We start from the raw sequence: 26,096 nt of genomic DNA on the forward strand, positions 1-26,096 counted from the left end.
CTTGCTATCGCCGTCCGGCGGTGACCAGGCTCGTCACGGCGGCGGCGAGGTCGCGCAAGCGGGGCGCGGTGCGGGCGATCAGGTCGTCGAGCTCGACCGGTCCGGGGGCGATCGAGAACGCGGCGGCGATGCCCGCCGCGCGGGCCTGCGCCTCGGGGAGCAGCACCTGGCCGGCCACGACCACGACGGGCGGCCGGGTGGGCGACGCCGCGGCGAGGCGGGCGACGCCGTCGGCCACCTTTCCGTTGACCGACTGGGAGTCGAAGGAACCCTCCCCCGTGATCACCAGGTCGGCGGAGGCGAGCGCCGCGGGCAGGCCGACCGCCTCGGCGACGAGCAGAGCGCCCGGCGTCGTCTCGGCGCCGAGCACGGCGATCAGCCCGGCGGGGACGCCGCCGGCCGCGCCGGTACCAGGGACCTGGCCGACGGCGGCCCCGGTCTCCCGCTCCAGCACCTCCGCCCAGTGCCGCAACGCGCCGTCGAGGAACTCCGCGTCGCCGCCACGTGCGCCCTTCTGCGGTCCGAACACCCGCGCGGCACCGAGCTCGCCGACGAGGGGGTTCGTGACGTCGACGGCGAGCCGCCAGCGCACCTCGCGCGCCCGCGGGTGCAGCCCGGACAGGTCGAGGGATGCGACCGACGCCAGCCCTTCGCCGCCGTCGGGCACCTGGTTTCCGTCCGCGTCGAGGAGGCGGGCGCCCAGGCCCGTCAGGATGCCGGAGCCGCCGTCCGTCGAGGCGGAGCCGCCCAGGCAGACGAGGATCTCGGCGACGCCTGCGTCGAGCGCGGCGCGCGCCAGGTCGCCGGTGCCGCGCGTGCTCGCATGCAGCGGCTGGAGGGGCGCGTCGGCGACGCCGGGCAGGCCGCTGGCCTCGGCCAGCTCGACCACGGCGGTACGCCCGTCGGGCGACACGGCCCACCGGGCCGATGTCGGCCGCCCGATCGCATCGACCGTCGAGACGGTCAGCGGTTCCACCCCCCAGACGGCGAGCAGCGCGTCGAGGGTGCCCTCGCCGCCGTCGGCCATGGGTAGGCACGTCACGACGGCGTCGGGCGCGACGTCCAGCACCCCGTCGGCGACGGCGGACGCGACCTCGGACGCGGACAGGCTGCCCTTGAACGAGTCGGGGCAGACAACGATGCGCAGGTGCTCCACGCGCCGATCGTAGGCCGTCCCTGAGGTCAGGCCGCCAGGATCTCGGTCACCGGAACCGCCACGGCGCCGAATGCCTCGGCTACGCCCGCGTTGGTGATGCGCCCGGCGTGGGTGCTCAGGCCGCGGGCGAGCGCGGCATCGGCGCGCAGCGCGTCCCGCCAGCCCTTGTCCGCGAGCGCGGCGACGTACGGGAGCGTCGCGTTGGTCAGCGCGCGCGTCGACGTCACGGGCACCGCTCCGGGCATGTTGGCCACGCAGTAGTAGAGGGTGTCGTGCACGGCGAAGGTCGGGGCGTCATGGGTCGTGGGGTGCGAGTGCTCGAAGCAACCGCCCTGGTCGATGGAGATGTCGACGAGCACGGCGCCGGGCTTCATCGCCTTGACCATCGCGTCGGTCACGAGCTTGGGGGCGGCCGCGCCGGGCACCAGCACTGAACCGATGACCAGGTCCGCGGACTCGACCTGCTCCGCGACCTCGTACGTCGTCGACGCGCGGGTGGCCACGGCCCCGCCGAACCGCACCTCGAGCTGGCGCAGGCGCGGGATGTACACGTCCAGGATGGTGACGTCGGCCCCCATGCCGACGGCGTTCGCGGCCGCGTGCTCGCCCGCCACGCCGCCGCCGAGCACGACGACCTTCGCCTTGGGTGTGCCGGGTACCCCGCCCATGAGCACCCCGGTGCCGCCCTGCGGCCGCATCAGGTGGTAGGCACCGACCTGTGCGGACAGCCGGCCGGCGACCTCGCTCATGGGGCTCAGCAGCGGGAGCGAACGGTCCGGCAGCTGGACGGTCTCGTACGCGATGGCGGTGGTGCCCGCAGCGAGCAGCGCGTCGGTGCAGGGTGCGGACGCCGCGAGGTGCAGGTAGGTGAAGAGGGTCAGGTCCGGCCGCATGAGCGCGTACTCGGGCTCGATCGGCTCCTTGACCTTGACCAGCAGGTCGGCCGAGGCCCAGACCTCCTCGGCCGTGTCGACGGTGCGTGCGCCGGCGAGCCGGTACGCGTCGTCGGTGAAGCCGGATCCTCGCCCTGCGCCGGCCTGCACCAGCACGTCGTGGCCGCGGCGGACCAGCTCGTGGGCACCGGCGGGCGTGAGCGCTACCCGGTTCTCGTTGTTCTTGATCTCCGTGGGGACGCCGATGTTCATAGTGTGACGGTAAGCACTGTCCCGTGTGCGGGTCCAGGCCACGTTTCTGAATAGAATGTTCGGGGTTTCTGAACGATGATGGGCTGATGCTCAACCCGTGGCGCCTCCGCCTCCTGCACCAGCTGCACCTGCTCGGCACGGTGCGCGCCGTGGCCGAGGCGGCCCACATGAGCCCCTCGAGCGTGTCGCAGCAGCTCGCCACGCTGGAGACCGAGGCGAAGACCCGGCTCTTCGAGCGCGTGGGACGGCGCATCCGGCTCACGCCCGCCGGCATCACGCTCGCGGGCCACGCCTCCGAGATCCTCGACCGCATAGCGGCCGCCGAGGCCGATATCGCGGGCCTGCACACCGAGCCCACCGGCGTCGTTCGGCTGGCTGCGTTCACCAGCGCCTTCCACGGGATAGTGGTGCCGGCCGTGGCTGCCCTCGCCGAGGAGCACCCCCGGATCTCGGTCCGGCTCACGGAGGCGGAGCCCCTGGTCAGCCGCCCCGCGCTGCAGCGCGGCGAGGTGGACATCGCCGTCTGCGCCGACTTCCCGGACGCCCCCGTCCCGGACGACGCCGACCTCGCCCGCCTACCCCTGACAGGCGACCGCGTGGTGCTCGTGACGGCCCGCGACACGGCCACCGGCGAGCGGTCGGGACGCGTCGACCTGGCGACCCTCGCGGACGAGCCGTGGGCGTTCGAACATCCTGGCGCCCACCTGGCCGACCTGGCCGAACGCCTCTGCCGGCGCGCCGGGTTCACGCCGACGACCGTGGCCCGGTTCGAGAGCCACGGCACGCTGCTGAGCCACGTCGAGGCGGGACTGTCGGTCACGCTGCTGCCGCTGCTCGCCGTCCACGACCGCTACGCCGTCCGCACGCTGGATCTCGTCGACCCGCCGCGCCGCGACATCCACCTCGTGGCGCGCCGCACCACGATGGACCGGGCGGCGGTGCGCGTGGTGGTGGAGGCCCTTCGGGACCAGGCGCGCTCCGCCTGACGCTGCGGGGTCAGACGTCGTCGATCTCCGCCTGGGCCGCCCGCAGCCGCTCCGTGAGCTGACGTAGTTGCACCAGCTCTTCGGCGTCCATCGCGGGACCGACGTAGTGGGCAATCGACCGCACGTGACGGCGCCCGAGCTCCTTCTGGATGGCGGAGCCCTCCTCGGTGAGGCTGACCAGAACGCCGCGACCGTCGTCGGGCGAGGGGTGCCGGCGCACGAAGCCGCGCTTCTCGAGCCGCTCCACCATGCGGGACAGCGAGGACTGGGCCATGAGGATGTTCTCGTTGAGCTCGCGCAGCCGGAGCGTCTCCTCGGGCGCGAGCGCGAGCGTGAACAGCACGTCGTACTCGCGCATGCTCAGATCGCCCCATATGTCGTCCGCCAGGAGCCGCCGCATCACCGACACCTGAGCGCGGAACAGGGACTCCCATGCCTCGGCTGCCTCGCGCGCCGACGGCACACGTGCCTCGGTCATCAGCGCGCCCTCCTTCTCCATCCTCGGCACGCTACCTGACTGAACTTTCAGTCACCTAGCCTGGTGCGTGGTGGCGGTTTTCACGATGCGAAGATCCCGCTCGGCCAAGCCGCAGCCCCTTCCGGGCAATGCCATTGTCACCGCCCGAGGCGACGCTCCCGCAACGAGAAGTCGCGCAGTGCGCGCAGGAAGTCCACGCGCCGGAACGCGGGCCAGTAGGCCTCGCAGAAGTAGAACTCGGTGTGCTGGCTCTGCCACATGAGGAAGCCGCCGATGCGCTGCTCCCCCGAGGTCCGGATGACCAGCTCGGGATCCGGCTGACCCTTCGTGTACAGGTGCTCGGCGATGTGCTCGACGTCGATCGACTCCGCGAGGTCCGCGAGCGTGGCCCCGTCCTTCGCGCGCTCGGTGAGGTAGGAGCGGACAGCGTCGGCGATCTCGGTCCGGCCGCCGTACCCGATCGCCACGTTGACCTGCAGGCCCTTCACGCCCGCGGTCCGGTCGGCCGCGGTCCGCAGGGCGGCGGCGAGGCGTGCGGGGAGCAGGTCCAGCCGCCCGATGACGCGCAGGCGCCAGCGGCCCGACTCGGCGAGGTCCAGCACGGCGTCCTCGATGATGTCGAGGAGGTTGCTCAGCTCATCGGCCGACCGGCTCAGGTTGTCCGTCGAGAGCATCCACAGCGTGACGACCTCGATGCCCAGCGAATCGGCCCAGCCGAGGAACTCCGCGATCTTGTCGGCTCCGCGGCGGTGGCCCGTCGCCGCCGTCTCGCCGAACGAGCGCGCCCAGCGGCGATTGCCGTCGAGCATCACGCCGATGTGCCGGGGCAGCGTCGCGCCGTGCAGCGCGGACGCCAGACGTCGCTCGTAGAGGCGGTACAGCGGGCTGGGCAGGCGCACGAATACCTCAGGGGGTCGGGCCATGGGAGCCGCGAGGCGCGGTCCGGACGGCAGCTCTGGCGCTGGGTTCAGTACCCGGCGGGACGTGGACAAAGGTACCCCTCGGACACGCGCGGTCTCGCTCGGCGCGGCCTTCGGCGGCGCTTGACGGGCGACTCCCGCCAACCCGGCGCAGGATCTTCACAAGGCCCTTGTCCGGCCGGCGATCTCCGAACCTACGGTAGAGTAAGTTACGCAACCGTAGGTAGTGCCCGGCAGCACCAAGAGGGCACCGGTTGTCGACGTAGAAGGAGACCAGCGTGCGAGCTCACCCGGACGAGCCGGACCACTCGGCCGGCCGCCTGAACGAGGTCACGGGCGAGGGCGCGGTCACGGACAAGATCGCTGACCGGATCGACGACGCGCGAGAGAAGGCTACCGACGTCGTGCAGGACATCTCGGCCTCGGTGGCCACGACGGTCGAGAAGAAGATCAAGCCGCGGCTGCGCGGGTGGATCCACGCGGGCACGTTCCCGCTCGCCCTCGCCGCCAGCATCGTGCTCATCGCGCTGGCGCCGACCGTGCAGGGCAAGGTGTCAGCGTCCGTGTTCGGCCTGAGCGCCTGCCTGCTGTTCGGCGTCTCCGCGGTGTACCACCGCGGCAGCTGGTCGCCCCGGACCGACGCCGTGCTGCGGCGCCTCGACCACACCAACATCTTTCTGATCATCGCGGGCACCTACACGCCGCTCGCGGTACTGCTCCTGCCCAGGAGCCAGGGAACGGTGCTGCTCGCGCTGGTGTGGGGCGGCGCTCTGCTCGGGCTGCTGGCCCGCATCTTCTGGCTCAACGCACCCCGCTGGGTCTACGTGCCGGTCTACCTCGCGCTCGGCTGGGTCGCCGTCGCCTACATGGGCCAGTTCTGGGCCGTCGGTGGCCCGGCGGTCGTATGGCTCATCCTGGCGGGCGGCGTCGCCTACACCCTCGGCGCGATCGTCTACGGCACGAAGAAGCCCGACCCCAGCCCCGCCTGGTTCGGCTTCCACGAGATCTTCCACGTGTTCACCGTGCTCGGGTTCGCGTGCCACCTGGTCGCGATCTACCTGGCCAACCTCGCGATCTGACCGCCCGGACCCTCGCCGGTGGGCACCACCGCGTAGCGGCGGTTCGCCAGCGACGGGTTCGTCTTGCGGACCGCCGCGAGCGGCGCCGGGTCCAGGTCGACCGTGCGGTAGGCCGGTTCCTCACCCATCTCCAGCCCGACGACGCCGTCCGGGCCGACCAGCAGCGTGCGGCCGGTCAGGCCCGCGCCCGTCATGCCGACGCCGATCACCACCGCGGTGTTCTCGATCGCCCGTGCCTGGAGCAGCGTGCGCCAGTGGTCGGCCTTGAGCGGGCCCGCGACCCAGGCGGCCGGATACACCAGGACGTCCGCACCGGCGTCGACCACCCGGCGGGCCGACTCCGGGAACCGGAGGTCGTAGCAGGTCAGCACCCCGAAGGTGAGCCCGCCCAGGTGCAGGGTGACCGGGTCTGCGTCTGCGGGACCGGGCTCGAGCAGCTCGGACTCCTGGTACCCGAACGCGTCGTACAGGTGCACCTTGCGGTAGACGCCGGCGAGCTCACCGGCGCGGTCGACCACGACGAGCGCGTTCACCGAACGGACGCCGTCCGAGCCCGGCAGCGTGACACCGGCGATCGCGGCGATCCCATGCTTGCGGGCCCTGGACCGCAGCAGCGTGACGAACGGCCCGTCGAGCGGCTCCGCGTGCTCCGGACCCACGCCGTGCGGGTCGTAGGCCGACGCATACTCCGGCAGCACCAGCAGGTTCGCCCGGACCCGCTCCGCCACCTTGAACGCGTCGAGCACCGTCTGGCGGTTGGCCGCGTGGTCGTCGGTGACGGCCACCTGGGCGACCGTCACCCGCACCACGCCGGGTGCGGTGTCCGCCTCGGCCGCGTCAGCCACCTGAGCCGCCGTCGCTGCCGCTGCCACCGGAGGAGCTGCCGCCGTCGGGCGATGAGCCGCCGGAGCCGCCTCCGTCCGGCGATGAGCCGCCGGAGTCGGAAGCGCCTGCGGCGTCGGACCCCTTGGAATCGTCGGTACGGGCGGACTCACCATCCTGCCGGCGGAAGCCGATGACGTCCGGGGTGGGGACCGCGAGGCCCTGCTCGCGGGCGTTGTGCCCGGCGCGGCGCAGGTGCTTGCTCATGTTCAGGAACAGCAGCACGCACGCGACAGCGAGCGCGAACGTGATGACGAACCCGATCAGCCCCGGCGAGACCTGCCACTCCTCCAGGCCCGGGCGGAGCTGGTTCTCGGTGGGGTTCGGCGCCGGGTCGGTCGCGAGAGCGATCGCACCGGCCATCAGCGGGCTCATGCCCGGACCTCCGACCGGATGCCCTCGAACAGGTCGTCCTCGTACTCGCCGGCGGCCCGCTCGGGCAGCGGCACCCGGGACTCCGCGAGCTCGAACTCCTCCCACGGCCACACGTCGACCTCGAGATCGCGGGGTACCGCGAAGAAGAACCCCTTCGGGTCGATCTGCGAGGCGTGCGCCGTCAGGGCGGCGTCCCGGTTCGGGAAGTAGTCGGCCACCGGTACCAGCGTGGTCACGGGACGCTCCGGGATCTCGCGCGCGTCACGCGAGGCGACCCACTCGCCGAACGGCGACTCCAGCCCGGCGCCCTCGATGGCCTCGTGCACGGCGCGGATGCGGTTCATCGAGTAGCCGTGGTCGTAGTACAGCTTGAGCGGCTGCCACGGCTCGCCCGTGCCGGGGTAGCGGTCCGGGTCGCCCGCCGCGGCGAACGCCTCGAACGACACGTCGTGGCACTTGATGTGGTCGGGGTGCGGGTACCCGCCCGACGGGTCGTACGTAGTGATGACGTGCGGCCGGAACTCACGCACCGCCCGCACCAGCGGGGCCGCGGCCTCCTCCAGCGGCACCAGCGCGAAGCAGCCCTCAGGGAGCGGGGGCAGCGGGTCGCCCTCCGGCAGGCCCGAGTCCACGAAGCCGAGCCACTGCTGGCGCACGCCCAGTGCCTCGGCGGCCCGGGCCATCTCCAGCCGGCGCACGGCGCGGCGCCCCTCGATCGACTCGAACTCGTAGCCCTCGGGCACCTCGAACGACGGGTTCAGGATGTCGCCCCGTTCGCCCCCGGTGCACGTCACGACGAGGACCTCCACCCCCTCTGCGGCGTAGCGGGCCGTCGTCGCGGCCCCCTTGCTCGACTCGTCGTCGGGGTGCGCGTGCACCGCCATCAGACGGAGCGGCTCGCGCTCGGGTACGGGCACTGGGTCCTCCTGTGGGATGAGACTGAGTGGCGTGCGGCGACCTGACTTGGGGCTTGAGGCGCCCCAGGGGACAATCGCTCACATGGACCATGATGGTCCACGGACAATCTTGCTACGAACCACTGACACCTCCGATCCGAGCGAGCCGTGATGACCGACCCAGACCCTGCCGTCCCGACCGGCAGCTCGAACGCACCGGCCCCGAGCCTCGCCGAGCGCTACGGCCGCGCGAGGACCGGATCGCACAAGCCCGGAGGTCTGCCCGGGCAGGACGACCCGTGGGAGGAGGGCGACGACATCCGCCCCCGGCCCAAGCTCTCGGTCGGCGCCCGGATCGCTGTCGCCGTGGCCCTGGCGGCAGGTGTCGCCACCGCCGCGTGGTTCACGATCGTCGACACCCAGCGCGATCCCGTGACCTACGCCGACGTCGGGTTCTCCGTGGTGAGTCCCGAACAGGTCGACGTGACGTTCGACGTCAGCATGCCGCCGGGGACGGAGGCCGTGTGCACCGTGACCGCCCTGAGCCAGAGCTTTGCCGAGGTCGGCGCGGTCGACGTCGAGGTGGGCCCGGACGACAGCCGCACCACGCGCCACACCGTGACGATCGCCACGACGGAGCTCGCGACCACCGGCGTCGTCGACCACTGCGACCTGCGCTGAGACCCAGCCCCCGGAGGTGGGCGCGACGTCCGCTCAGAGCGGAACCCGGGTATGTCTTGGCAAGTCTTTCCCGGCAATTGGTATTCTCGTCGTTTCACACGCTGTGTTGTCCGGCTGACGCGCGTGCCCGATCGGCTCCGTCGGCCGGGCCCTGCGCGCTGCCGTAACTGTGGCTCGACCGAGCAACGACGAAAGGAGAGCCCCCGTGGCCGACGCTTCTGTCACCTGGCTCACCCAGGAGGCGCACGACAAGCTCAAGGCTGAGCTGGAGCATCTCTCCGGCCCCTACCGGGCGGAGATCACCGAGCGCATCGCCGCTGCCCGCGACGAGGGCGACCTCAAGGAGAACGGCGGATATCACGCGGCGCGCGAGGAGCAGGGAAAGAACGAGGCCCGCATCCTCGAGCTGACCGAGAAGCTCCGCAACGTCCAGGTCGGCACGCCGGCCGACGACGGCAGGGTCGAGCCGGGCATGGTCGTGACCGCGATAGTCGCCGGCGACGAGATGAACTTCCTTTTCGGCTCGCGCGAGATGGCCGGGTCCACGGACCTCGACGTCTACTCGCCGACGTCGCCGCTGGGCGCCGCGATCGACGGGAAGTCGATCGGCGCGAAGACGAGCTACCACGCGCCCAACGGGCGCGACATCCCCGTGGAGATCACGGGCGCGAAGCCCTTCCAGGGCTGACCGGGCAACGCGCCGCACAGCGCCTGTCCCCGTTCGACCCGGTCCATCCGGGACCGGACGGGACAGGCGCTCTACTTCGCTGTCCTCAGCGCAGCGAGCCGCCGGCTCAGGAGCCTGCGGTCCCCCTCCCGGTCCACCTGTTCGAGGGCGCGCCGGTACTCCGCCGCCGCCTCGACCGGCCGGCCGGCGCGCCGCAGCAGATCGGCCCGCATCGCCGGGAGCAGGTGGTAGGCCGCCAGCTCGGGTGCGGAAGCGACGTCGTCGAGCTCGGCCAGGCCCGCCTCGGGCCCCCGGAGCATCCCCACCGCGACCGCCCGGTTGAGCGCCACAACGGGCGAGCGCGTCATGTCCACCAGGACGTCGTAGAGGGCGGCGATCTCGGCCCAGTCAGTCTCGTCGGCCGACGCCGCCCGCGCGTGCAGCGCTGCAATCGCCGCCTGCACCTGGTACGGCCCGGCACGGCGGGCTGCGAGCGCGTCGTCGAGCACCGTCAGTCCGTCGGCGATCTCGTCGTGCCGCCAGAGCGAGCGGTCCTGCTCCTCCAGGGTCCGCGGCGCCACGTCGGGCGCTGCACCCAGGCGGGCCAGACGCCGGGCGTGCTGGAGCAGCAGCAGCGAGAGCAGCCCGCGCGCCTCCGGCTCGTCGGGCAGCAGTCGGGCGACCAGCCGGGCGACACGCACGGCGTCGTCGGCCAGGGCCCGGCGCTCCTCGGCTCCTGCGACGTCGTCGGCGGGCTCCGCCCACGCGTCGTAGCCCTCGGTGAAGAGCACGTACAGCACGGCGAGCACCGCGGAGACGCGCTCGCGCAGCAGCTCGGGCGGCGGCACCCGGAACGCGATGCCGGTGGTCCGGATCTTGCGCTTGGCCCGGGTCAGGCGCTGGGCCATGGTCGTCTCCGGCACCAGGAAGGCCCGCGCGACCTGCGCCGTCGTCATGCCGGTGAGGGAACGCAGGGTGAGCGCCACCCGCCCCTCCAGCGGCAGGGCCGGGTGGCAGCAGGTGAAGACCAGCCGCAGCAGGTCGCCGTCGGGGTCCTCCGGTTCGACGCCGGCCCAGCCGGTGCCGGCGTCCACGGCGTCGGCCGCCTCGGACGCCGGGTCGGCGGCGTCCGGGTCGAGCCGCTCGGTCAGCCGCGCCGATACCGCCACCTTCTCCGCCTCGACCTTGCGCCGCCGCAGCCGGTCCAGCGCTCGGTTGCGCGCCGTCGTGGTGAGCCACGCGCCCGGGCGATCGGGGACGCCGTCGCGCTGCCAGGTACGCAGCGCGACGGCGAACGCCTCCTGCGCGCAGTCCTCCGCGAGGTCGAGGTCGCCGGTGCTGCGCGCGACGGCCGCGAGCACGCGGCCCCACTCGTCGCGGAAGGCGGCCGTGACGGCCTGCCCGACGTCGGTCACGGTTCCGTCGGCCAGAACGGATGCACCTCGACGGTCGCGTTCCGCGCTCCCGGGGACGCGGCCGCTATCGCGAGCGCCTCCTCGGGGCTCGCTGCCTCGATGATGTCGAACCCGCTGATGACTTCTTTCGACTCCGAGAAGGGCCCGTCCGTCACGACGATCTCGCCCTCCCGCAACGTCACGCGGCGGACGTCGGCGCCCGGGCGGAGCCGCGATCCCAGGACTCGCGCGCCGGAGGCATCCTGCTCCGCGACCCAGGTCTCGGTCTCGGGCGTCGGCCCTCGGTCGGGGACGTCTGGCTCGATGACGAGCATGAGGTAGCGCATCAGCGCGCCTCGGCGTCGGACCCCGCGGCCGCGGCGTCGCCGTCGAGCTCCAGCGGCCAGAACGGGCGCAGCTCGACCGCGCCCGTGTGGGCCATCGGGTGTGCGGCGGCGATCCGGATGGCCTCGTCGAGGTCGGGCGCATCCAGGATGTCGAAGCCGGCGATCACCTCTTTCGTCTCCGAGAACGGGCCGTCGGTGACGACCACCTCGCCGGAACGGACCTGCACGCCGACGGCATCGGCGGGCGGGCGCAGCCGGTCGCCGAGAATCGCTCGGCCGGTGCCGTAGGTGTCCCGCACCCAGTCCTCGATCTCGGGCACGTTCACCGGCTCCGCCGGGGCGTCTGGGGTGGACAGGACGAGCATGAGGTAACGCATGGTGTGTTCCCTTCCGGGGGGTCCTGAGGTGTCATGGTCGCGCGGCCGGGGTGGCCGCGTCATCCTGACGACGAACGGGGGTGCGCCCGCACGACACCCGGACCGCGACTCACACCGCGCCGACCTCGTAGCCCTCGGACTCCAGCCGCTCCACGACGGCGGCGCGGTGCTCGGCGCCCTTGGTCTCGAGCTGCAGGTTGACCCACACCTCGGACACCGAGAGCGAGACGTCGGTGCGCGTGTGGTCGACGGCCACGATGTTGGCGCCGACGGCGGCGATGGTCTCCACGAGCCGGGCGAGCGCGCCCGGCTTGTCCATCAGCCGCACCTGCAGCTTCAGGTACCGCCCGGCCGCGACGAGGCCGTGCTGCACCACGCGGAGCAGCACGAGCGGGTCGATGTTCCCGCCCGACAGCACCGCGACGACCGGCCCCTGGAACGCGCCGGGCCCGGCGGCCATGATTCCGGCGACAGCCGCCGCGCCGGCGGGCTCGACGAGCAGCTTCGAGCGTTCCAGCACCGTGAGCAGGCCGCGCGAGAGCTGGTCCTCGGTGACGGTCCTGACCTCGACGCCCTGCTTCTGCACTATCCCGAACGGCACGTCGCCCGGAAGGCCCACCGCGATGCCGTCGGCCATGGTGCTGCCGAGCTTGCTCGCCAGCGGCCTGCCGGCCTGCAGCGAGCCCGGGTACGCCGCGGCGGACGCCGCCTGCACGCCGACAACCTTTACGTGCGGTGCGACCTCGGCCAGCACGGCGGCGATCCCGGCCACCAGCCCGCCGCCGCCCAGCGGCACGACGACGGTGGCGACGTCCGGCACCTGCTGCAGGATCTCCAGGGCGACGGTGCCCTGGCCCGCCACGACGTCGACGTGGTCGAAGGGGTGGATGAGCACCCGTCCGGACCGGGCTGCCTCGACGCGTGCGGCGGAGAGCGCCTCGTCCACGGACGAGCCCACCATCCGTACCTCCGCGCCGTACCCACGGGTCGCGGCGACCTTGGGCAGGGCCGCGTCGACCGGCATGTAGACGACGGTGTCGATGCCGAGCATCCCGGCGGCGAGCGCGACGCCCTGCGCGTGGTTCCCGGCCGAGGCCGCCACCACGCCCCGCTCTCGTTCAGCGGGCGTCAGGCGCGCGAGCCGCACGTATGCGCCGCGTACCTTGAACGACCCGGCGCGCTGCAAGTTCTCGCACTTGAGCAGCACTTTCGTACCCGCGATCGTGGAGAGCGCTCGGCTCTCGGTGACGGGCGTACGGGTGATGACACCGTCGAGCAGGTCGGCGGCAGCCCTGGCGTCGTCGGCGGTCACCGTGAGGTGGCCGCCGTAGGACTCCAGGTCGAACGGATCCAAGGGCACAGCGCGCATGTTGCCCGACTACGCGCCCAGATGCACGTTCAGCGGGCCGGATCACCATCCGGCGTGACGCCGTCCCCGTCGATACCGACGTCCTCGACGGCGCCCTCGGCCAGCACACCGGGGGCGCGGCGCAGCCGGATGGGCGGTGCGTCCGCTGCGCGCCACCGGATCGGCAGGGCGTCCTCGTCACCGAGCTCAGGAAACTTGTCGTGCCCGTTGAGGTACAGGATCACCGTGTTCAGCAGGGCCGCGAGCGGCACCGCGAACAGGGCACCGACGATGCCGGCGGCGAACGATCCGGCGGCCACGGCGAGGATCACCGCGACCGGGTGCAGCGAGACGGCCTGGCCCATGAGGAACGGCTGCAGCGCGTGCGACTCGACCTGCTGCACCAGCAGCACCACGCCGAGCATGATGAGGGCGGCGACCCAGCCGTTCGACACGAGCACGACGACCACCGCGATGGCGCCCGTGACGATCGCACCGACCATCGGCACGAACGAACCGACGAACACCAGGATGCCGATCGGCAGCGCGAGCGACGGGACGAAGAACACCGCGCCGATCCCGATGCCGACGGCGTCCACGGCGGCGACGAGGATCTGCGTACGGGTGTAGGCCGCCAGCGTGACGGCGCCGCGACGGCCGGCCTGGTTCACCCGCTCGCGGGAGGACTGCGGGAGCAGGCCGACGACCCAGCCCCAGATGCCGCGCGGGTCGTGCAGGAAGAAGAACGTGCAGAACAGCGCGATCAGGGTCCCGACCAGCACGTTGCCCGCGGTGGCGGCGGCGCCGAGAGCGCCGCTCACGATGGCGCCCTGCTGGCTCTCGAGCTGGTCGAGGATGTCCTCGCTGTAGCTCCGCAGCTCGTTCTCCAGCCCGAACTGCGCCGAGAGCTGCGCCCACAGCTCGTTGAAGCCGCTGACCGCCTGCGTCTGCAGGTCGGCGAACCCGCTCGCGATCGACTGCCCGGCGAGGGTGACCAGGCCCGCGACCACCACGATCAGGCCGATCAGAGAGAGGCCGGCGGACAGCCCGCGCGGCAGGCGCAACCGCTCGTTCAGCAGGCGCCGTACCGGCGTCAGCATGATCGTGAGCAGCAGTGCCACCGCCACGGGGATCACGATCGTCTTGAGCAGCGAGAGGAGCCACAACGCGGCGGCGATGAACGCCCCGATGAGCAGCACGCGCCACGACCAGGAGGCGGCCGCGCGGATGGCTGGCGGGACCGCCCCCGAGTTGTCGGTGGGCGGCGCGGTGGTCTGGCTCGACATCACGCTTTTCTCCTGGGTCTGCGACACGGGCACCACCCTAGGCGAGCACACCGACACCCCGCCGATACCCCGCCGACCTGCCCGCGCGTCGCACTGAAGGTGCACCGCGCGCACACCGATCCGACAGATGTCGGGCCGCCCGTCGCATGCTCCAGAGCGCTCACCATGCGCGCGAGGCCCTGGTCGAGGGGACGTCCGGGCTCAGACGTCCAGCTTCCGCTTCTGCGGGTAAACCGTCTCGCCCTGCTCCAGCATCGCGACGAACCTGGCGATGTTCCGCGCCCGGGTCTCCGGCTTCTTGACGCCCGTGATCCGGAACAGGATCGCGAACCGGTTCTGGGCGGTGAGGATCCCGAACATCTCTGTCGCGCGCGGGCTGGCCGCGAGCGCCTCGGCGAGGTCGGGCGGCACCTCGATGTCCTTGCTGCCCTCGTACGCGGCGTCCCAGCGGCCGTCGGCCTTCGCCTTCTCGATCTCCTCCCGGCCGCGGGGCCGCATACGACCTTCCGCGATCAGGCGTTCCACGAGCCGCACGTTGCGCGCCGACCAGCGGCTACGCGACCGGCGGGGGCAGTATCGCTGCAGAGAGGTGGTGTCGTCACGACCACGGGACTGCGCGTCGATCCATCCGCTGCACAACGCCTCCTCGAGCGCCGCGTCGCGGGTCAGGCTCGTCGGTGAGTCCTTGCCCTTCTTTGCGAGGATCACCCAGACGCCGTTCGACGTCGACTCGTGCTCGTCGAGCCAGGCGCGCCAGGCGGCGGGGTCGGTGAGCAGGACCTCGGGGTCTGTATCGGCCATGGACAGGACGCTACGCCGGGACACCGACAGTCACAGACGCCGCCCGTCGCGGGGCGCGAACGCCCGCAGCGCGTCCGCGTCGCTGTTGGCCGACGTCACGTACGCGCGCGCCCACTCCTCCGCGCCGGGATACGCGCTGCCGGCGGCGACGGCAGCCACGGCCGCCTCGACGTCGACCGGTGTGTGCCGCAGCTCGACCTGGCCGTCCCGCAGGAGCGCCCAGGACCCGCCCGCGCGGCCGTACGGCATTCCGACGCTGCCGGGATTGACGCAGATGCGCCGGTCGACGAGCCGTAGGAACGGCATGTGGGTGTGGCCCATGACGACCGTCGTGACGGAGGGGTCGAGCCCGTCGAGCACCTCTGCCCAGCGTTCCAGGGAGGAGTCGACGAGCACCACCTCCTCGTCGTCGCGCGGGGTGGCGTGGCAGAACACGACGCGCCCGAACCCGCGCACCGTCAGCTCGGCCGGGTACGGCAGGCCGGCGAGCAGCGCGACGTCGTCGGGCCGCAGCCCGCCCAGGGCGCGACCGGATCGGGGATGGCCGTATCTCCGCCGCCGGCGAGGGACACGAGCTCGCGGTCCGCGTTCCCGCGCACCAGCAACGCCCGCTCCCCCAACGACCGGAGGCGGTCCAGGACCTCGATGGGCTGCGGCCCGGCGGCGTGGTCGCCCGTGACGACTACGCGGTCCGCCGCGGTCACGTCGGGCTCCGCGAGCACGGCCTCGAGCACGGGGAGCACCCCATGGATGTCCGACAGGACCGCTACCGCACCGACCTCGCTGCTCATCTGCCGACAATGGCTTGCGCGGCCCGACGGTGCCACCCGGTTCTGCGGATGGCAGAAACTCAGGACGAGCGACATGTCGTGCACCACCCAGCGAGGTGACCTAGGATATAAGCATTAAGCAGGAAAGGCGTCTGATGCTTATCACCGAACCCTGGTCTACGATCGCCGATCGACTGGGAATAGTCGTCTCCGCACCGCCACCAGACAGCGGCGCCGACATCGTGCTTGCGGGCGCCGACTGGCCGATGACCGCCTACCGAGCGAAAGTCTTCCCTGCCCCGATCCGGCCGGAAGGGATGCGCCGTCACGCCGCAGCGGCACGGGAGTTGGGCGTCTCGCTCTTGGTCATAGTGCCTTCCGCGAGCCCCGGGGTCAGCCGGGCCGCACTGGACGAGAACGTGTCGCTGCTCATCGTTCCCCCTTCGCCGGGCAGCGACGTCACAGGCTTCCTGTTCTCCGCCGCGGGGCGGCAGGACCTGGCAGATCCCGTCACCGAGCCCGAACCGAGTAGACGCCCGGGGCGTGTTCCCTGGGCGACGTACGCCCTGGCGTTCGAACTCCTCGAGACTCCCAACGTCTCCCAGCGCACCCTGGCCCGGCGGATCGGAGTAACTCAGCCACGCGTCAGCCAGGCCTTGCGGGACCTCGACAACGCCGTTCGCCGCACCCAAGCCGGATGGGAAGCGAGGTCGCCCGACGAACTCGCCGATTGGATCCTTGCCCGGTACCCATGGCGGCCGAGAATCGCTACTTCGTGGCTAACTCTCGACGCGCCGGTGACTGCCGCGCGGCGTGTCACAGCGCATCTGACGGAGCGGGGCATCGAACACGCTGTCGGCGGCGACGTCGCAGCCGACTCGGTCGCGCCCTGGGCTCGGCCCTTCACCGCCTGGATCTGGGCAGGAGCGCCGATCGACCTCCAGGAGACCGGCGCCACCCCGACCACTGCGAGTGCAGCGAACCTGTTTCTCGCCATCTCCGACGACCCATATCTCCTGAAGTCGGCTACGCGTGCGGAGAATGGCGACTCGATGCTTCCCGCATGGCGCGTGTGGATCGACCTCGTACGTCAGGGGCACGACGATGCCGCGCTCGCCCTTCGAAGACACCTCACGGCACAAGGAAGCCCACCATGACCACCCTCCGGCTGGCTTCACCGTCGGTTGCCACCGACGGTGCCTGGCTCGCAGCAGCCGACGTCACAACGATCAGCACATTGCTCGATATCGAGTACCGCCTGGTCGGCGGGATCGCGACGACGCTCCTGACCCACCTCCATGGAGTTGCAGACCGTGTTCCTGCACGAGAGACCGCGGACGCGGACATGGGGGTGCCCATTCCGGTGTGCGCCGATCCGCGCTTGCCCGAGGCCTTGTCGCAACTTGGTTACACCCAGGAGGACGGCAGCCGGTTCGTCCGTGACGACCCAGACGAGCGACGTGTCATCGATGTCCTCGTCCCGTCGTATGGGGGCAAGCACGTGGCCAACCAGGAGCATGGCTCATTAGTCGTCGACGCTGTGCCTGGCTTGTCGCTCGCACTCGCTCTACCTGCCACGAAGGTGGTCCTGGTTGCCCACTTGAGCACGGGAAGCACCGTCGAGCTGGCCCTGCTACTTCCCGATGTACGCGCTGCGCTCATCCTCAAGTCGTACGCATACCGGGAACGACTCACGGACAGAGACGCCGTCGACGTCTGGCGACTTCTCGAGTCCGCGGAAAGCGCCGGACTCGAAGCCGACGACTGGCCGGCCCGTGTGAGCGGGCGTGACGCCGCGGCATACCTGCATAAGTTCTTCGGCACCGCTGGCGCACCGGGCGCACGACGAGCCTCTCCGGTGCCCGCAACGCAGGCACGTGTGCGCCTACTGGTGCAAAAACTCATACCCCGGCCGGAGTAGCACAGCGCCGGAACACCTCCGCACCCGTTCGCGTTGCAATGGGCAAACGTGCTGTCGCACGAAGCAGACCTTAAGGATGTGTCCGATGGCGTTCCTGAACTCCCTCTTCGGCCCTGGCTCCGGTTCCACGAAGACCACCATGGTCGCGCCCGAGCAGGCCCTGCCCGGCCGTTCCGCGCCGGTGCTGCAGAACCCGAAGCCGCACACCGTGCTCGGCTCGTCGATCACTGGGCCGTGGGAGCCCGGCACGCGTGTCCTGTACCTGGCGATGGGCTGTTTCTGGGGCGCGGAGGAGATCTACTGGCAGGTCCCCGGCGTGGTGAGCACCGCCGTCGGCTACATGGGCGGGACCACGCCGAACCCGACGTACGAGGAGGTCTGCACCGCCCGGACCGGCCACACGGAGACCGCGCTCGTGGCTTACGACCCGAACAAGGTCACCGAGGCCGAGCTGCTCAAGATCTTCTGGGAGCGGCACGACCCCACGCAGGGCTTCCGCCAGGGGAACGACGTCGGCACGCAGTACCGCTCGGCGATCTACTGGACGACGCCGGAGCAGGCGAAGGCCGCGCAGGAGACGGCCACCCGCTACGCCGAGGTGCTCAGCGCCAAGGGGTACGACGCGATCACCACGGAGCTCGCGCCCGCCGCCGAGGCCGGACCGTTCTACTACGCCGAGGACTACCACCAGCAGTACCTGTCCGACGCCAAGAACCCGCACGGCTACCGCTGCCACGCGACCACGGGTGTCCCGTTCCCGGACGCCGCCTGACGCCGGTTCCGGCCGGCCAGCAGGCAGTGTCAGTGTGACGCCGTAGGGTCGGCCGCATGATTCGGATGCCCGCCACCGAGCTCTCCGTGGCCAACGAGGACTGGTACAGCCGCGACCTGTCCGGCGAGGACCACATGGCCACGTTGTTCACTGACGTGGACATGACGGAGGCCTCGGGGACGGGCGCCACGTTCGACTCGTGCGTGTTCCGCGGCGTGCGCTTCAACAGCGCGCACCTCACGGAGTTCGCGTTCACGTCGTGCGTGTTCGACGCGTGCGTGTTCTTCGACGCGACGCTGGAACGCTGCAAGCTCGTGGGCTCTCAGTTCGCCGACTGCCGGTTCGACCTGCTCAAGGTCGAGGGCGGCAACTGGTCCTTCACCGACCTGCACCGCGCCGCGCTGGCGGGCGCGCAGTTCGACGGCGTCCGCTTCCGTGAGGCCGACCTGGCCGGGATCAAGGCGACCGGTATCGTCCTGGTCGGCTGCGACCTGTCCGGCGCAGACCTCGAGCAGGCGGACCTGACGAATGCCGACCTGCGCGGAAGCGACCTGTCGACGCTCGACCCGCTCTCGGCGAGCCTCACGGGTGCCGTGGTCGGCGAGGCTCAGGCGATCATGCTGGCCGAGACCCTCGGCCTGGTGGTCCGGCCCGACTGAGCGTTGCGAAAGCCCGCGCAGACGGCCGTGATATCGGTTCGATCCGAGTCGGCGCCCGGCCCTATGCTCGGGTCCGCTTGCACGTGTACCGGGCACGTGCTCTCGAGGGACGAGGATCGATGATGATCAGCCGCGAACTGACCGAGTGGAACCTGACGGCCACCGGTGGCCCCGTCCCCGCAGATCTCGCCGGGATCGAAGTTCCCGCGACCGTCCCCGGTACGAGCCACACCGCGCTCCTGGACCGCGACCTGATCCCCGACCCGTATCTCGGCACCAACGAGACCTCGCTCGCCTGGATGAAACGCGCCACCTGGCGGTACGCGACGGTCCTCGACGAGCCGGCGGCGGCGTCCGACGAGCGCGTCGACCTGCTCTTCGAGGGGGTCGACACCGTCGCGGGCATCTCGCTGGGCGGCGTCGAGCTGGGGCGCACCGCGAACATGCATCGTTCCTACCGGTACGACGTGCGGTCGCTGGTCGGTGCGCCCGCCGACCTCGTCGTCGACCTCGACTCCGCGCTCGAGGCCGCCGCGGCCGAGGCGCTGCGCCTCGGCACGCGTCCGATGGCCTACGACCAGCCGTTCAACATGGTCCGCAAGATGGCCTGCTCCTTCGGCTGGGACTGGGGACCGGACCTGCAGACGGCGGGCCTGTGGAAGCCGGTCCGGGTGCAGCGCTGGCGCGTGGCGCGCCTGGTCCGGGTAACGCCGCTGGTCACCGTCGTCCCAGGGGACGTCGCCCTGTCGGACGACGAGGTAGTCGCTCCCGGCAGCTCGGTCTCCGACGCCGAGGGCCGCCGCACCGGCGTCGTGGACGTGCACGTGGAGATCGAGCGGTCGGGGCTGGGCGAGCCGGTACCGCTGACCCTTGACGTCTCCGTCGGCGGGCAGAGCGGACGCGGGGTCAGCACGTTCCTCCCGGCCTCGGCGTCGGGCACGACACACGTGCGCGTGCACCTGCCCGACCCGGAGCTCTGGTGGCCGGCGGGGCACGGCGAGCAGCCCCTGTACCCGGTCGAGGTGAGGCTCTACGCGGGGAACGGTGAGGACCGCTCAGAACCACTCGACTCCTGGGACGGACGGGTCGGTTTCCGCAACGTCGTCGTCGACACCACGCCCGACGAGCAGGGGACGAGCTTCACGTTCGTCGTCAACGGCAAGCACGTCTTCGCGCGCGGGGCCAACTGGATCCCGGACGACCATCTCCTGACCCGCATCACGCGCGAACGCCTCGAACGGCGCATCGACCAGGCGCGCGGCGCGAACCTCAACCTGCTGCGGGTGTGGGGCGGCGGCATCTACGAGTCGGACGACTTCTACGACGTCTGCGACGAGAAGGGCGTCATGGTCTGGCAGGACATCCTGCTCGCCTGCGCCGCCTACCCGGAGGAGGACCCGCACTGGGGCGAGCTCGAGGCCGAGCTGCGGGAGAACGCGGCCCGCCTGGCACCGCACCCGTCGCTCGTGCTGTGGAACGGCGGCAACGAGAACATCTGGGGCCACGAGGACTGGGGCTGGAAGGAGCCGCTGGGCGACCTCACCTGGGGCGCCGGCTACTACTACGAGCTCTTCCCGAAGGTCCTGGCCGAGATCGACCCGACCCGTCCCTACGCGGACGGCTCGCCCTACTCCCCCGGCTTCGCCCCCGAGGAGATGCACCCGAACGACCCGAACCACGGCACCCACCACCAGTGGGACGTCTGGAACCGGATCGACTACACGCACTACCGCGACGACGTGCCGCGGTTCCCGTCGGAGTTCGGTTTCCAGGGCCCGGCGACGTGGGCGACGATGCGGCGCGCCATCCTTCCTCAAGGGGACTCGGTGGTCGAGCCTGTCGAGATCCCGCCCGGGTTCAAGGAGTCCGAGGTCTTCCTGCTCCACCAGAAGGCGGAGCACGGCAACCTCAAGCTCGACGGCGGCCTCGCCGCGCACCTGGACGTCCCAGAGGGCTTCGTCGACTGGCACTGGGCCACGCAGCTCAACCAGGCGCGCGCGATCCAGTACGCCGTGGAGCACTACCGGTCGTGGTGGCCGCGCACCGCGGGCGCGATCGTGTGGCAGCTGAACGACTGCTGGCCCGTGACGTCCTGGGCCGCCGTCGACGGCGACGGCAGGCGCAAGCCGCTCTGGTACGCGCTGAAGCACGCGTTCGCCGACCGGATCGTGACGGTGCAGCCGCGCGGCGCCGGGCTGGTCGCGGCCCTCGTGAACGACACCGACGAGCCGTGGACAGGGCAGGTGGATGCGGCCCGGACGACCCTGGGCGGTGACGTGCTGGCGACGTCGGGCAGCGAGGTGGCGGTGGCTCCGCGGTCGGTGACGCTGGTACCGCTCGAGGGCACCGTCGCCGACGTCGGCGACGCGGCGAACGAGGTACTGGTCGTGACTTTCGGCGGGGCACGCGGGCTGCATCGGTGGGCGGAGAGCAAGGACCTCGCGCTCGATCCTGCCCCGGTGCGGACCACGGTGGTCGCGGAGGAGGGCGGCTACCGCGTGGACGTGACGGCGACGTCGCTGGCGCTCGGCGTGACGCTGCTGCCCGACCGGCTCGACCCGGACGCCCAGGTGGACGAGCAGGTGGTCGACCTCCCGGCCGGGACGACGACGGTGTTTCACGTGACGAGCCAGGGCCTCGACCCGGAGGCGCTGGCTTCCCGGCCGGTGCTGCGTACCGAGAACGACCTCGTGCCCTCGGCGGGCTAGGGTCTAGCGGATTTCATGTCAGTGACCACGCGTACGGTGTGGTCCAACGGGGGCGGAAGGACGGCACGATGAACGGGACCGACGAGGGTTCGAGCTGGTCAGTACTGCGACGGGACGGCGTCGCCGTGGTTGTGGCGCATCCCGAGAAGGGCCTGCCGCTGGTGCTCCACTGGGGTCCCGACCTGGGCGAGCTCTCGCCCGCCGACCTGCAGGGCCTCGACTCGGCCACCAGCCGGCAGACGGCGCCCGGCACCCTCGACTCGGCCTGGCGGCCGTCGCTGGTGCCGCAGGAGGCGGACGGCTGGGCGGGCCGGCCAGGCTTGCTCATGGTGTCGGACGGCGTTCCGCTCTTCCCCCGGTGGACCGTCATCGAGGCGGAGCGTGACACCGCTGACCTGACGGTCACCGCCCGGGACACGAACCTGGGGCTCACGCTGCGGTCGCACCTGGAGATCGGCGCGGGCGGCCTGGTGCTGCTGTGGCACGAGCTCACCAACGACGGTCCCGGCCTGGTGGACGTGCACTGGCTCGAGGCCACGCTGCCCGTGCCGAGGTCCGCGGACCACCTGACCCAGTTCACCGGCCGCTGGTCCCGCGAGAAGGCTCCGGTCACCACGGCCATGCCGGGCGGCAGCACGGCCCGACAGACCCGCCGCGGGCGGTCAGGACACGACGCGCCCTGGGTGACCGTGGCGTCGTCGGGCACACCGAGCAACCGGACCGGCGAGGTGTGGGCCACCCACCTGGGGTGGAGCGCCGACGTGACGCACCGCGTCGACCACCTCACCGAGCACACCACGCTCCTCGGGGCGGGCGAGCTGGTGCGGCCGGGCGAGCTCCGGCTGGCGCAGGGCGAGACCTACCGCGCGCCGGTCGCGTACTTCGCCTGGTCGCCGGCTGGCCTGGACGGCGTCGCGGACCGGTTCCACACCTGGATGCGGGCGCGTCCGCAGCACGTGACAAGCCCACGGCCGCTCGTGCTGAACACGTGGGAGGCCGTGTACTTCGACCACTCGCCGCGCAAGCTGCAGCGGCTCGCGCGGCGCGCCGCCGCGGTGGGCGTGGAGCGCTTTGTGCTCGACGACGGCTGGTTCCACTCCCGGCGCGACGACACGGCCGGGCTGGGCGACTGGGTGGTGGACACCGACGTCTGGCCCGAGGGACTGGGCCCGCTCGCCGGCCTGGTGCACGAGCTGGGGATGGAGTTCGGGCTGTGGTTCGAGCCCGAGATGGTCAACCTCGACTCCGACCTGGCACGCGCTCACCCGGACTGGATCCTGTCGAACCCGGCCGCCGTGCCGTCGCCCGACGGGCTGTCGTTCCGCACGCAGTATGTGCTGGACCTTGCCAACGGCGACGCGTGGGAACACCTGCGCTCCCAGATCTCGGCCCTGGTGACGGAGCTGGGTATCAACTTCATCAAGTGGGACCACAACCGCGACCTGGTCGAACCCGTTCACGTGGGTCCGGACGGCGTCGCGCGGCCAGGTACCCACGTGCAGACCCTCGCCGCGTACGCGCTGATCGCACGGCTCAAGGCGGACCACCCGGGGCTGGAGATCGAGTCGTGCTCCTCGGGCGGCGCGCGTACCGACCTGGGGATCCTGGAGGTCACCGACCGGGTCTGGGCCTCAGACTCCAACGACCCCGTGGAGCGGCAGGACATCCAGCGGTGGACGTCGCTCGTGCTGCCGCCCGAGCTGGTCGGGGCGCATGTGGGGCCGTCACCGTCGCACTCGTCGGGGCGGACCACCGACCTGTCCTACCGAGTGGCAACGGCGTTGCAGGGCCACGCCGGGTTCGAGTGGGACCTGCTGACGTGCACGGACGACGAGCTGGTCGCCGTCGCGGCGTACGCCGCGCTCTACAAGGAGCTCCGGACCCTCGTGCATACCGGCACCGTCGTGCACGCCGACACGGTGGACCCGGCGCTGCGCGTCACGGGCTTCGTGTCGCCCGACCGGACGGCAGGGATGTGGACCATCGCTACCGTTGCGTCACCGCTGGACGCGGCGCCCGAGCGGATCCGGCTCGACGGGCTGGACCCCACCCTGCGATACAGCGTGCGGGTCCGCGACGAGGTCGGCTCCGCGAGGTGGAACGGCTGGGTTACGCCCGCCTGGCTGAGCAAGGACCCGGTGGACATGCCGGGCTCGGTGCTGACAGGCGTCGGGCTGCAGCTGCCGACGCTGTGGCCGATGCAGGCGCTCATCATCCAGGTGACGGCCACCTCGGCGAGCTAGAACCGGGGGAACCCGGACCCGCAGCGAAGTAGAACCAGGGCGAGACAGAACCGGAGTTCGGTTCTGCCTCGCCCTTGTTCTCTGTCTCGCCCTACTTCAGCGGGGCTCAGGCGAGCCGCCGCTTGGCCAGGACGATGAGTGCTGCGCCACCTCCGAGCAGGGCAAGCGCGAGCATGCTGTAGCCGATCGCCTCTGCCGGGCCCGTCGAAGCGAGCTCAGACGGCGCGGCCGCAGGACCGGCAGGACCGGCAGGACCGGCAGGGCCGGCAGGGCCGGCAGGACCGGCAGGACCGGCAGGACCGGTGGGTCCGGGAGTCGGCTTCTCGGTCGGCGGCGGCGTCGGCTTCTCGGTCGGCGTCGGCGTCGGCGAAGGCGTCGGCTTCTCGGTCGGCGTCGGCGTCGGCGAAGGCGTCGGCTTCTCGGTCGGCGTCGGCGTCGGCGAAGGCGTCGGCTTCGGTGCCTTCTCGAAGAACACGGTGTAGTGGCTGATGTCCTTGCCGCCTGGGTAGGTGATCGTCACTGTCGTGACCGGCTCTGGGAGCGTCACCGTGACGGGGCCGTCTCCCTGGTTCTCAGATCCCGCCTTCACGCAGTAGCCGACGATGACCATACCCTCGGGGGCTGTGACGGTGACGGAAGTTTGGTTGCCCGTCACGTCGACCTTGTCCCCGGGACAGACCTGCTCGTTGACGGCCGTTGCGACCGAAGACGCGCTGGCGATGGCCGCTGCCGTGCCGTAGAGACCAAGCGCCAAGAGCACAGCGGCTCCCAGCGCGAATAAGCGTTTCATTGTGGTGTTCCTTTGCCTGGTAGGGGCCCGCCCCAAAGGGAGGTGCGGCGCATCTGTCACCTTGACGGTAAATCCGTCGGAGAGTCCATGCAATGGAATCAAAAGGGACATATCCATTCGCCCCCAAGAATTCACCCAGAACGGGGTCGAACGGCCAATCATCCGGCACAGCTGCGTTTCGGGTGAAAGCGTGGCCGACCCGTCTCGAATTCACCCATTCCCCGTCAGGCGGTGCCCTGACCAGCGCTCATGTGCATAAAATGGCCCGGACCAGCGGTAATGAGATCGGCCTCCCGTCCACCGCCCTGCGCCCGCGCGGCGTTGCATGGTTTCAATCAAAGAATCACCCCTGAGACCGCGTCAGATAATCTCCGCACGGCCACGCCGGCTCGATTCCACCAAACCCAGCGGGCAAACGTTTATTAACCCGATCGGAGGGAAATCGGTACGGACAAGAAGTTCACCCTGGCAATCGAAAGAAGTTCACCCGCGACATAGCAATTCACCCCAAAGAATTCACCCCAAAGGGAATCCACCCAAAGGGAATTCACCCTAAAGCAGAGCGGGCGCCCGGCAGGCTTTCCGTCCCGAGCCGAAGCTCAAGGGAAGGAAGGCCCGCCGGACGCCCGCTCTACCTGCGGTCGCTCGGTGGCGACTGGATCAGCTACCCAGCACGCCCTTGCGACGAAGCACGATCAGGGTGACGCCACCGCCCACGAGGGCAAGCGCGATGAGCGTGAAGCCGATCGCAGTGCTGGCGCCGGTGCTGGCGAGAACCTCGGGCTCCTCCTCGACGGACTCCTCACCGTCGAGCTCCTCGCCCGGAACGGTCGACCCGTCGGTCGGCTCGGTGCTCCCGGACGGCTCGACGGCGGGCTCGGAGCTGCTCGGCTCCGGGCTCGGCGAACCACTCGGCACGGAAGGGCTCGGCGACGGCGTCGGCTCGGTCTCGACTGTGATCAGCGTGTAGTGGCTGATCGCCTTGCCGGACGAGTGCGTGATCGTCACCTCGGCGGCAGGCGGGTCCACGACGTAGTTCTCGGGGCCGTTGCCCTGCTTGTCCGACCCCGCCTTCACGCAGTACCCGGTGATGAGGTAGCCGGGCTCGGCGGTGACGACCAAGGAGGCCTGCTCGCCGTCGACGTCAACCTTGCCGTCCTTCGGACAGGTCGACTCGGAGCTGCCCGCGATCGAGTCGGTCGATACGTAGTCGCCCGTGGTCGAGACGGGAGCGCCAGCGATCGGCGCGGCGAATGCAGCAGCCGGCGAGCCCACGAGGCCGGCGATGAGGAGCGCGGTTGCTCCCAAGACGGTCATCTTGCGCACTGAGCGCTCCTTCGAAACGGGATAGGTCCCGTGTCCGACATCGGACACGACATCCCGGAGCGTAGCCACAATGTCGCAGATCGCCAATA

Annotated in this window: 27 protein-coding genes; 10 read left to right on the forward strand and 17 right to left on the reverse strand. The window is 71.1% G+C overall.

Features of this window, described 5'->3' with window-relative positions; genetic code table 11:
• Positions 1–4 precede the first annotated feature (4 nt).
• Both IE250_RS16395 and ald read right to left on the reverse strand, forming a co-directional pair.
• The gene (locus tag IE250_RS16395) at positions 5–1,156 is read right to left on the reverse strand and encodes a glycerate kinase (protein ID WP_189670381.1); all 1,152 of its coding nucleotides are present in this window, start codon (positions 1,154–1,156) and stop codon (positions 5–7) included.
• A gap of 26 nt (positions 1,157–1,182) precedes the next feature.
• Positions 1,183–2,301 (reverse strand): alanine dehydrogenase, encoded by a 1,119-nt coding sequence (gene ald, locus IE250_RS16400; RefSeq protein WP_189670382.1) that lies wholly within the window; start codon positions 2,299–2,301, stop codon positions 1,183–1,185.
• An 86-nt stretch (positions 2,302–2,387) separates the two neighbouring features.
• Here ald and IE250_RS16405 point away from each other — a divergent pair, with 86 nt between their 5' ends.
• Positions 2,388–3,287 (forward strand): LysR family transcriptional regulator, encoded by a 900-nt coding sequence (locus IE250_RS16405; RefSeq protein ID WP_189670383.1) that lies wholly within the window; start codon positions 2,388–2,390, stop codon positions 3,285–3,287.
• 10 nt (positions 3,288–3,297) lie between these two features.
• On the opposite strand, the gene IE250_RS16410 is transcribed toward IE250_RS16405, so the two are convergent.
• On the reverse strand, positions 3,298–3,786 hold the full coding sequence (locus tag IE250_RS16410) for a MarR family winged helix-turn-helix transcriptional regulator (RefSeq protein ID WP_229872524.1): 489 nt from the start codon (positions 3,784–3,786) through the stop codon (positions 3,298–3,300).
• 116 nt (positions 3,787–3,902) lie between these two features.
• Entirely contained in the window at positions 3,903–4,664 is a 762-nt protein-coding gene (locus tag IE250_RS16415) for an isoprenyl transferase (RefSeq protein WP_308434161.1), read from the reverse strand.
• A gap of 425 nt (positions 4,665–5,089) precedes the next feature.
• Here IE250_RS16415 and trhA point away from each other — a divergent pair, with 425 nt between their 5' ends.
• Positions 5,090–5,764 carry a PAQR family membrane homeostasis protein TrhA gene (gene trhA, locus IE250_RS16420; protein ID WP_229872569.1) on the forward strand — a complete coding sequence of 225 codons (675 nt, stop codon included), beginning with the start codon at positions 5,090–5,092 and terminating at the stop codon, positions 5,762–5,764.
• Here trhA and IE250_RS16425 read toward each other — a convergent pair.
• The 3 genes from IE250_RS16425 to mca are packed head-to-tail and all read right to left on the reverse strand — an operon-like array spanning position 5,740 to position 7,905.
• Entirely contained in the window at positions 5,740–6,609 is an 870-nt protein-coding gene (locus tag IE250_RS16425; protein WP_229872525.1) for a carbon-nitrogen hydrolase family protein, read from the reverse strand. The two genes, trhA and IE250_RS16425, sit on opposite strands and share 25 nt — an antisense overlap.
• Positions 6,602–7,021 carry a hypothetical protein gene (locus IE250_RS16430; RefSeq protein ID WP_189670385.1) on the reverse strand — a complete coding sequence of 140 codons (420 nt, stop codon included), beginning with the start codon at positions 7,019–7,021 and terminating at the stop codon, positions 6,602–6,604. Before IE250_RS16430 ends, IE250_RS16425 begins: the two co-directional genes overlap by 8 nt.
• Positions 7,018–7,905, reverse strand: a complete 888-nt coding sequence (mca, locus tag IE250_RS16435; RefSeq protein WP_189670692.1) for a mycothiol conjugate amidase Mca — start codon at positions 7,903–7,905, stop codon at positions 7,018–7,020. Before mca ends, IE250_RS16430 begins: the two co-directional genes overlap by 4 nt.
• A 183-nt stretch (positions 7,906–8,088) precedes the next feature.
• Here mca and IE250_RS16440 point away from each other — a divergent pair, with 183 nt between their 5' ends.
• Positions 8,089–8,598: a DUF4307 domain-containing protein gene (locus tag IE250_RS16440; protein WP_189670386.1), complete on the forward strand. Its 510-nt coding sequence runs from the start codon at positions 8,089–8,091 to the stop codon at positions 8,596–8,598.
• Between the two features lie 205 nt (positions 8,599–8,803).
• Positions 8,804–9,286 carry a transcription elongation factor GreA gene (greA, locus tag IE250_RS16445; protein ID WP_189670387.1) on the forward strand — a complete coding sequence of 161 codons (483 nt, stop codon included), beginning with the start codon at positions 8,804–8,806 and terminating at the stop codon, positions 9,284–9,286.
• Between the two features lie 71 nt (positions 9,287–9,357).
• Here the strand turns inward: greA and IE250_RS16450 are convergent, their stop codons facing one another.
• From IE250_RS16450 to IE250_RS24880, 8 genes are all read right to left on the reverse strand, one after another.
• On the reverse strand, positions 9,358–10,680 hold the full coding sequence (locus IE250_RS16450) for an RNA polymerase sigma factor (protein ID WP_189670388.1): 1,323 nt from the start codon (positions 10,678–10,680) through the stop codon (positions 9,358–9,360).
• Positions 10,677–11,006, reverse strand: coding sequence for a YciI family protein (locus tag IE250_RS16455; RefSeq protein ID WP_189670389.1), 330 nt, complete (start codon positions 11,004–11,006; stop codon positions 10,677–10,679). The genes IE250_RS16450 and IE250_RS16455 overlap by 4 nt, the downstream gene beginning before the upstream one ends.
• A complete protein-coding gene (locus IE250_RS16460) occupies positions 11,006–11,383 on the reverse strand; it encodes a YciI family protein (protein WP_189670390.1) in 378 nt (125 codons plus the stop codon). Before IE250_RS16460 ends, IE250_RS16455 begins: the two co-directional genes overlap by 1 nt.
• 109 nt (positions 11,384–11,492) lie before the next feature.
• Positions 11,493–12,743 (reverse strand): threonine ammonia-lyase, encoded by a 1,251-nt coding sequence (gene ilvA / locus IE250_RS16465; RefSeq protein WP_229872526.1) that lies wholly within the window; start codon positions 12,741–12,743, stop codon positions 11,493–11,495.
• A gap of 38 nt (positions 12,744–12,781) precedes the next feature.
• Positions 12,782–14,044, reverse strand: a complete 1,263-nt coding sequence (locus IE250_RS16470) for an AI-2E family transporter (RefSeq protein ID WP_308434151.1) — start codon at positions 14,042–14,044, stop codon at positions 12,782–12,784.
• A gap of 174 nt (positions 14,045–14,218) precedes the next feature.
• On the reverse strand, positions 14,219–14,818 hold the full coding sequence (locus IE250_RS16475) for a YdeI/OmpD-associated family protein (protein ID WP_189670393.1): 600 nt from the start codon (positions 14,816–14,818) through the stop codon (positions 14,219–14,221).
• A 30-nt stretch (positions 14,819–14,848) separates the two neighbouring features.
• On the reverse strand, positions 14,849–15,274 hold the full coding sequence (locus IE250_RS24875; RefSeq protein ID WP_268247835.1) for a metallophosphoesterase family protein: 426 nt from the start codon (positions 15,272–15,274) through the stop codon (positions 14,849–14,851).
• 2 nt (positions 15,275–15,276) lie between these two features.
• Positions 15,277–15,609, reverse strand: a complete 333-nt coding sequence (locus IE250_RS24880; protein ID WP_268247836.1) for a metallophosphoesterase family protein — start codon at positions 15,607–15,609, stop codon at positions 15,277–15,279.
• Between the two features lie 134 nt (positions 15,610–15,743).
• On the opposite strand from IE250_RS24880, the gene IE250_RS16485 reads away from it, so the two are divergent.
• The 6 genes from IE250_RS16485 (at position 15,744) to IE250_RS16510 (ending at position 23,891) form a co-directional block, all read left to right on the forward strand.
• Entirely contained in the window at positions 15,744–16,745 is a 1,002-nt protein-coding gene (locus IE250_RS16485) for a hypothetical protein (protein WP_189670394.1), read from the forward strand.
• The gene (locus tag IE250_RS16490; protein WP_189670395.1) at positions 16,742–17,509 is read left to right on the forward strand and encodes a hypothetical protein; all 768 of its coding nucleotides are present in this window, start codon (positions 16,742–16,744) and stop codon (positions 17,507–17,509) included. Before IE250_RS16485 ends, IE250_RS16490 begins: the two co-directional genes overlap by 4 nt.
• A gap of 85 nt (positions 17,510–17,594) precedes the next feature.
• Positions 17,595–18,281, forward strand: a complete 687-nt coding sequence (msrA, locus tag IE250_RS16495; RefSeq protein ID WP_189670396.1) for a peptide-methionine (S)-S-oxide reductase MsrA — start codon at positions 17,595–17,597, stop codon at positions 18,279–18,281.
• A gap of 56 nt (positions 18,282–18,337) precedes the next feature.
• Positions 18,338–18,940: a pentapeptide repeat-containing protein gene (locus IE250_RS16500; protein WP_189670397.1), complete on the forward strand. Its 603-nt coding sequence runs from the start codon at positions 18,338–18,340 to the stop codon at positions 18,938–18,940.
• Between the two features lie 122 nt (positions 18,941–19,062).
• On the forward strand, positions 19,063–21,648 hold the full coding sequence (locus IE250_RS16505; protein WP_189670398.1) for a glycoside hydrolase family 2 protein: 2,586 nt from the start codon (positions 19,063–19,065) through the stop codon (positions 21,646–21,648).
• A gap of 68 nt (positions 21,649–21,716) precedes the next feature.
• On the forward strand, positions 21,717–23,891 hold the full coding sequence (locus tag IE250_RS16510; protein ID WP_189670399.1) for an alpha-galactosidase: 2,175 nt from the start codon (positions 21,717–21,719) through the stop codon (positions 23,889–23,891).
• Positions 23,892–23,997: 106 nt separating this feature from the next.
• Here the strand turns inward: IE250_RS16510 and IE250_RS16515 are convergent, their stop codons facing one another.
• Both IE250_RS16515 and IE250_RS16520 read right to left on the reverse strand, forming a co-directional pair.
• The gene (locus IE250_RS16515; protein WP_189670400.1) at positions 23,998–24,798 is read right to left on the reverse strand and encodes a hypothetical protein; all 801 of its coding nucleotides are present in this window, start codon (positions 24,796–24,798) and stop codon (positions 23,998–24,000) included.
• A 543-nt stretch (positions 24,799–25,341) separates the two neighbouring features.
• A complete protein-coding gene (locus IE250_RS16520) occupies positions 25,342–26,007 on the reverse strand; it encodes an LPXTG cell wall anchor domain-containing protein (protein ID WP_189670401.1) in 666 nt (221 codons plus the stop codon).
• Between the last annotated feature and the right edge of the window lie 89 nt (positions 26,008–26,096).

It is taken from the genome of Promicromonospora soli (assembly GCF_014653785.1).
GTDB lineage: Bacteria > Actinomycetota > Actinomycetes > Actinomycetales > Cellulomonadaceae > Promicromonospora > Promicromonospora soli.

Bases quoted from the DNA above. Each gene is read 5' to 3' on its own strand.
- IE250_RS16485 (WP_189670394.1), top strand. From the start codon at position 15,744: ATGCTTATCACCGAACCCTGGTCTACGATCGCCGATCGACTGGGAATA.
- IE250_RS16500 (WP_189670397.1), top strand. From the start codon at position 18,338: ATGATTCGGATGCCCGCCACCGAGCTCTCCGTGGCCAACGAGGACTGG.
- IE250_RS16405 (WP_189670383.1), top strand. From the start codon at position 2,388: ATGCTCAACCCGTGGCGCCTCCGCCTCCTGCACCAGCTGCACCTGCTC.
- mca (WP_189670692.1), bottom strand. From the start codon at position 7,905: ATGGCGGTGCACGCGCACCCCGACGACGAGTCGAGCAAGGGGGCCGCG.
- IE250_RS16490 (WP_189670395.1), top strand. From the start codon at position 16,742: ATGACCACCCTCCGGCTGGCTTCACCGTCGGTTGCCACCGACGGTGCC.
- IE250_RS16440 (WP_189670386.1), top strand. From the start codon at position 8,089: ATGACCGACCCAGACCCTGCCGTCCCGACCGGCAGCTCGAACGCACCG.
- ald (WP_189670382.1), bottom strand. From the start codon at position 2,301: ATGAACATCGGCGTCCCCACGGAGATCAAGAACAACGAGAACCGGGTA.
- IE250_RS16460 (WP_189670390.1), bottom strand. From the start codon at position 11,383: ATGCGTTACCTCATGCTCGTCCTGTCCACCCCAGACGCCCCGGCGGAG.
- IE250_RS16475 (WP_189670393.1), bottom strand. From the start codon at position 14,818: ATGGCCGATACAGACCCCGAGGTCCTGCTCACCGACCCCGCCGCCTGG.
- IE250_RS16510 (WP_189670399.1), top strand. From the start codon at position 21,717: ATGAACGGGACCGACGAGGGTTCGAGCTGGTCAGTACTGCGACGGGAC.
- IE250_RS16430 (WP_189670385.1), bottom strand. From the start codon at position 7,021: ATGAGCCCGCTGATGGCCGGTGCGATCGCTCTCGCGACCGACCCGGCG.
- IE250_RS24880 (WP_268247836.1), bottom strand. From the start codon at position 15,609: ATGAGCAGCGAGGTCGGTGCGGTAGCGGTCCTGTCGGACATCCATGGG.
- IE250_RS16455 (WP_189670389.1), bottom strand. From the start codon at position 11,006: ATGCGCTACCTCATGCTCGTCATCGAGCCAGACGTCCCCGACCGAGGG.
- IE250_RS16515 (WP_189670400.1), bottom strand. From the start codon at position 24,798: ATGGATATGTCCCTTTTGATTCCATTGCATGGACTCTCCGACGGATTT.
- IE250_RS16410 (WP_229872524.1), bottom strand. From the start codon at position 3,786: ATGGAGAAGGAGGGCGCGCTGATGACCGAGGCACGTGTGCCGTCGGCG.
- IE250_RS16505 (WP_189670398.1), top strand. From the start codon at position 19,063: ATGATCAGCCGCGAACTGACCGAGTGGAACCTGACGGCCACCGGTGGC.
- msrA (WP_189670396.1), top strand. From the start codon at position 17,595: ATGGCGTTCCTGAACTCCCTCTTCGGCCCTGGCTCCGGTTCCACGAAG.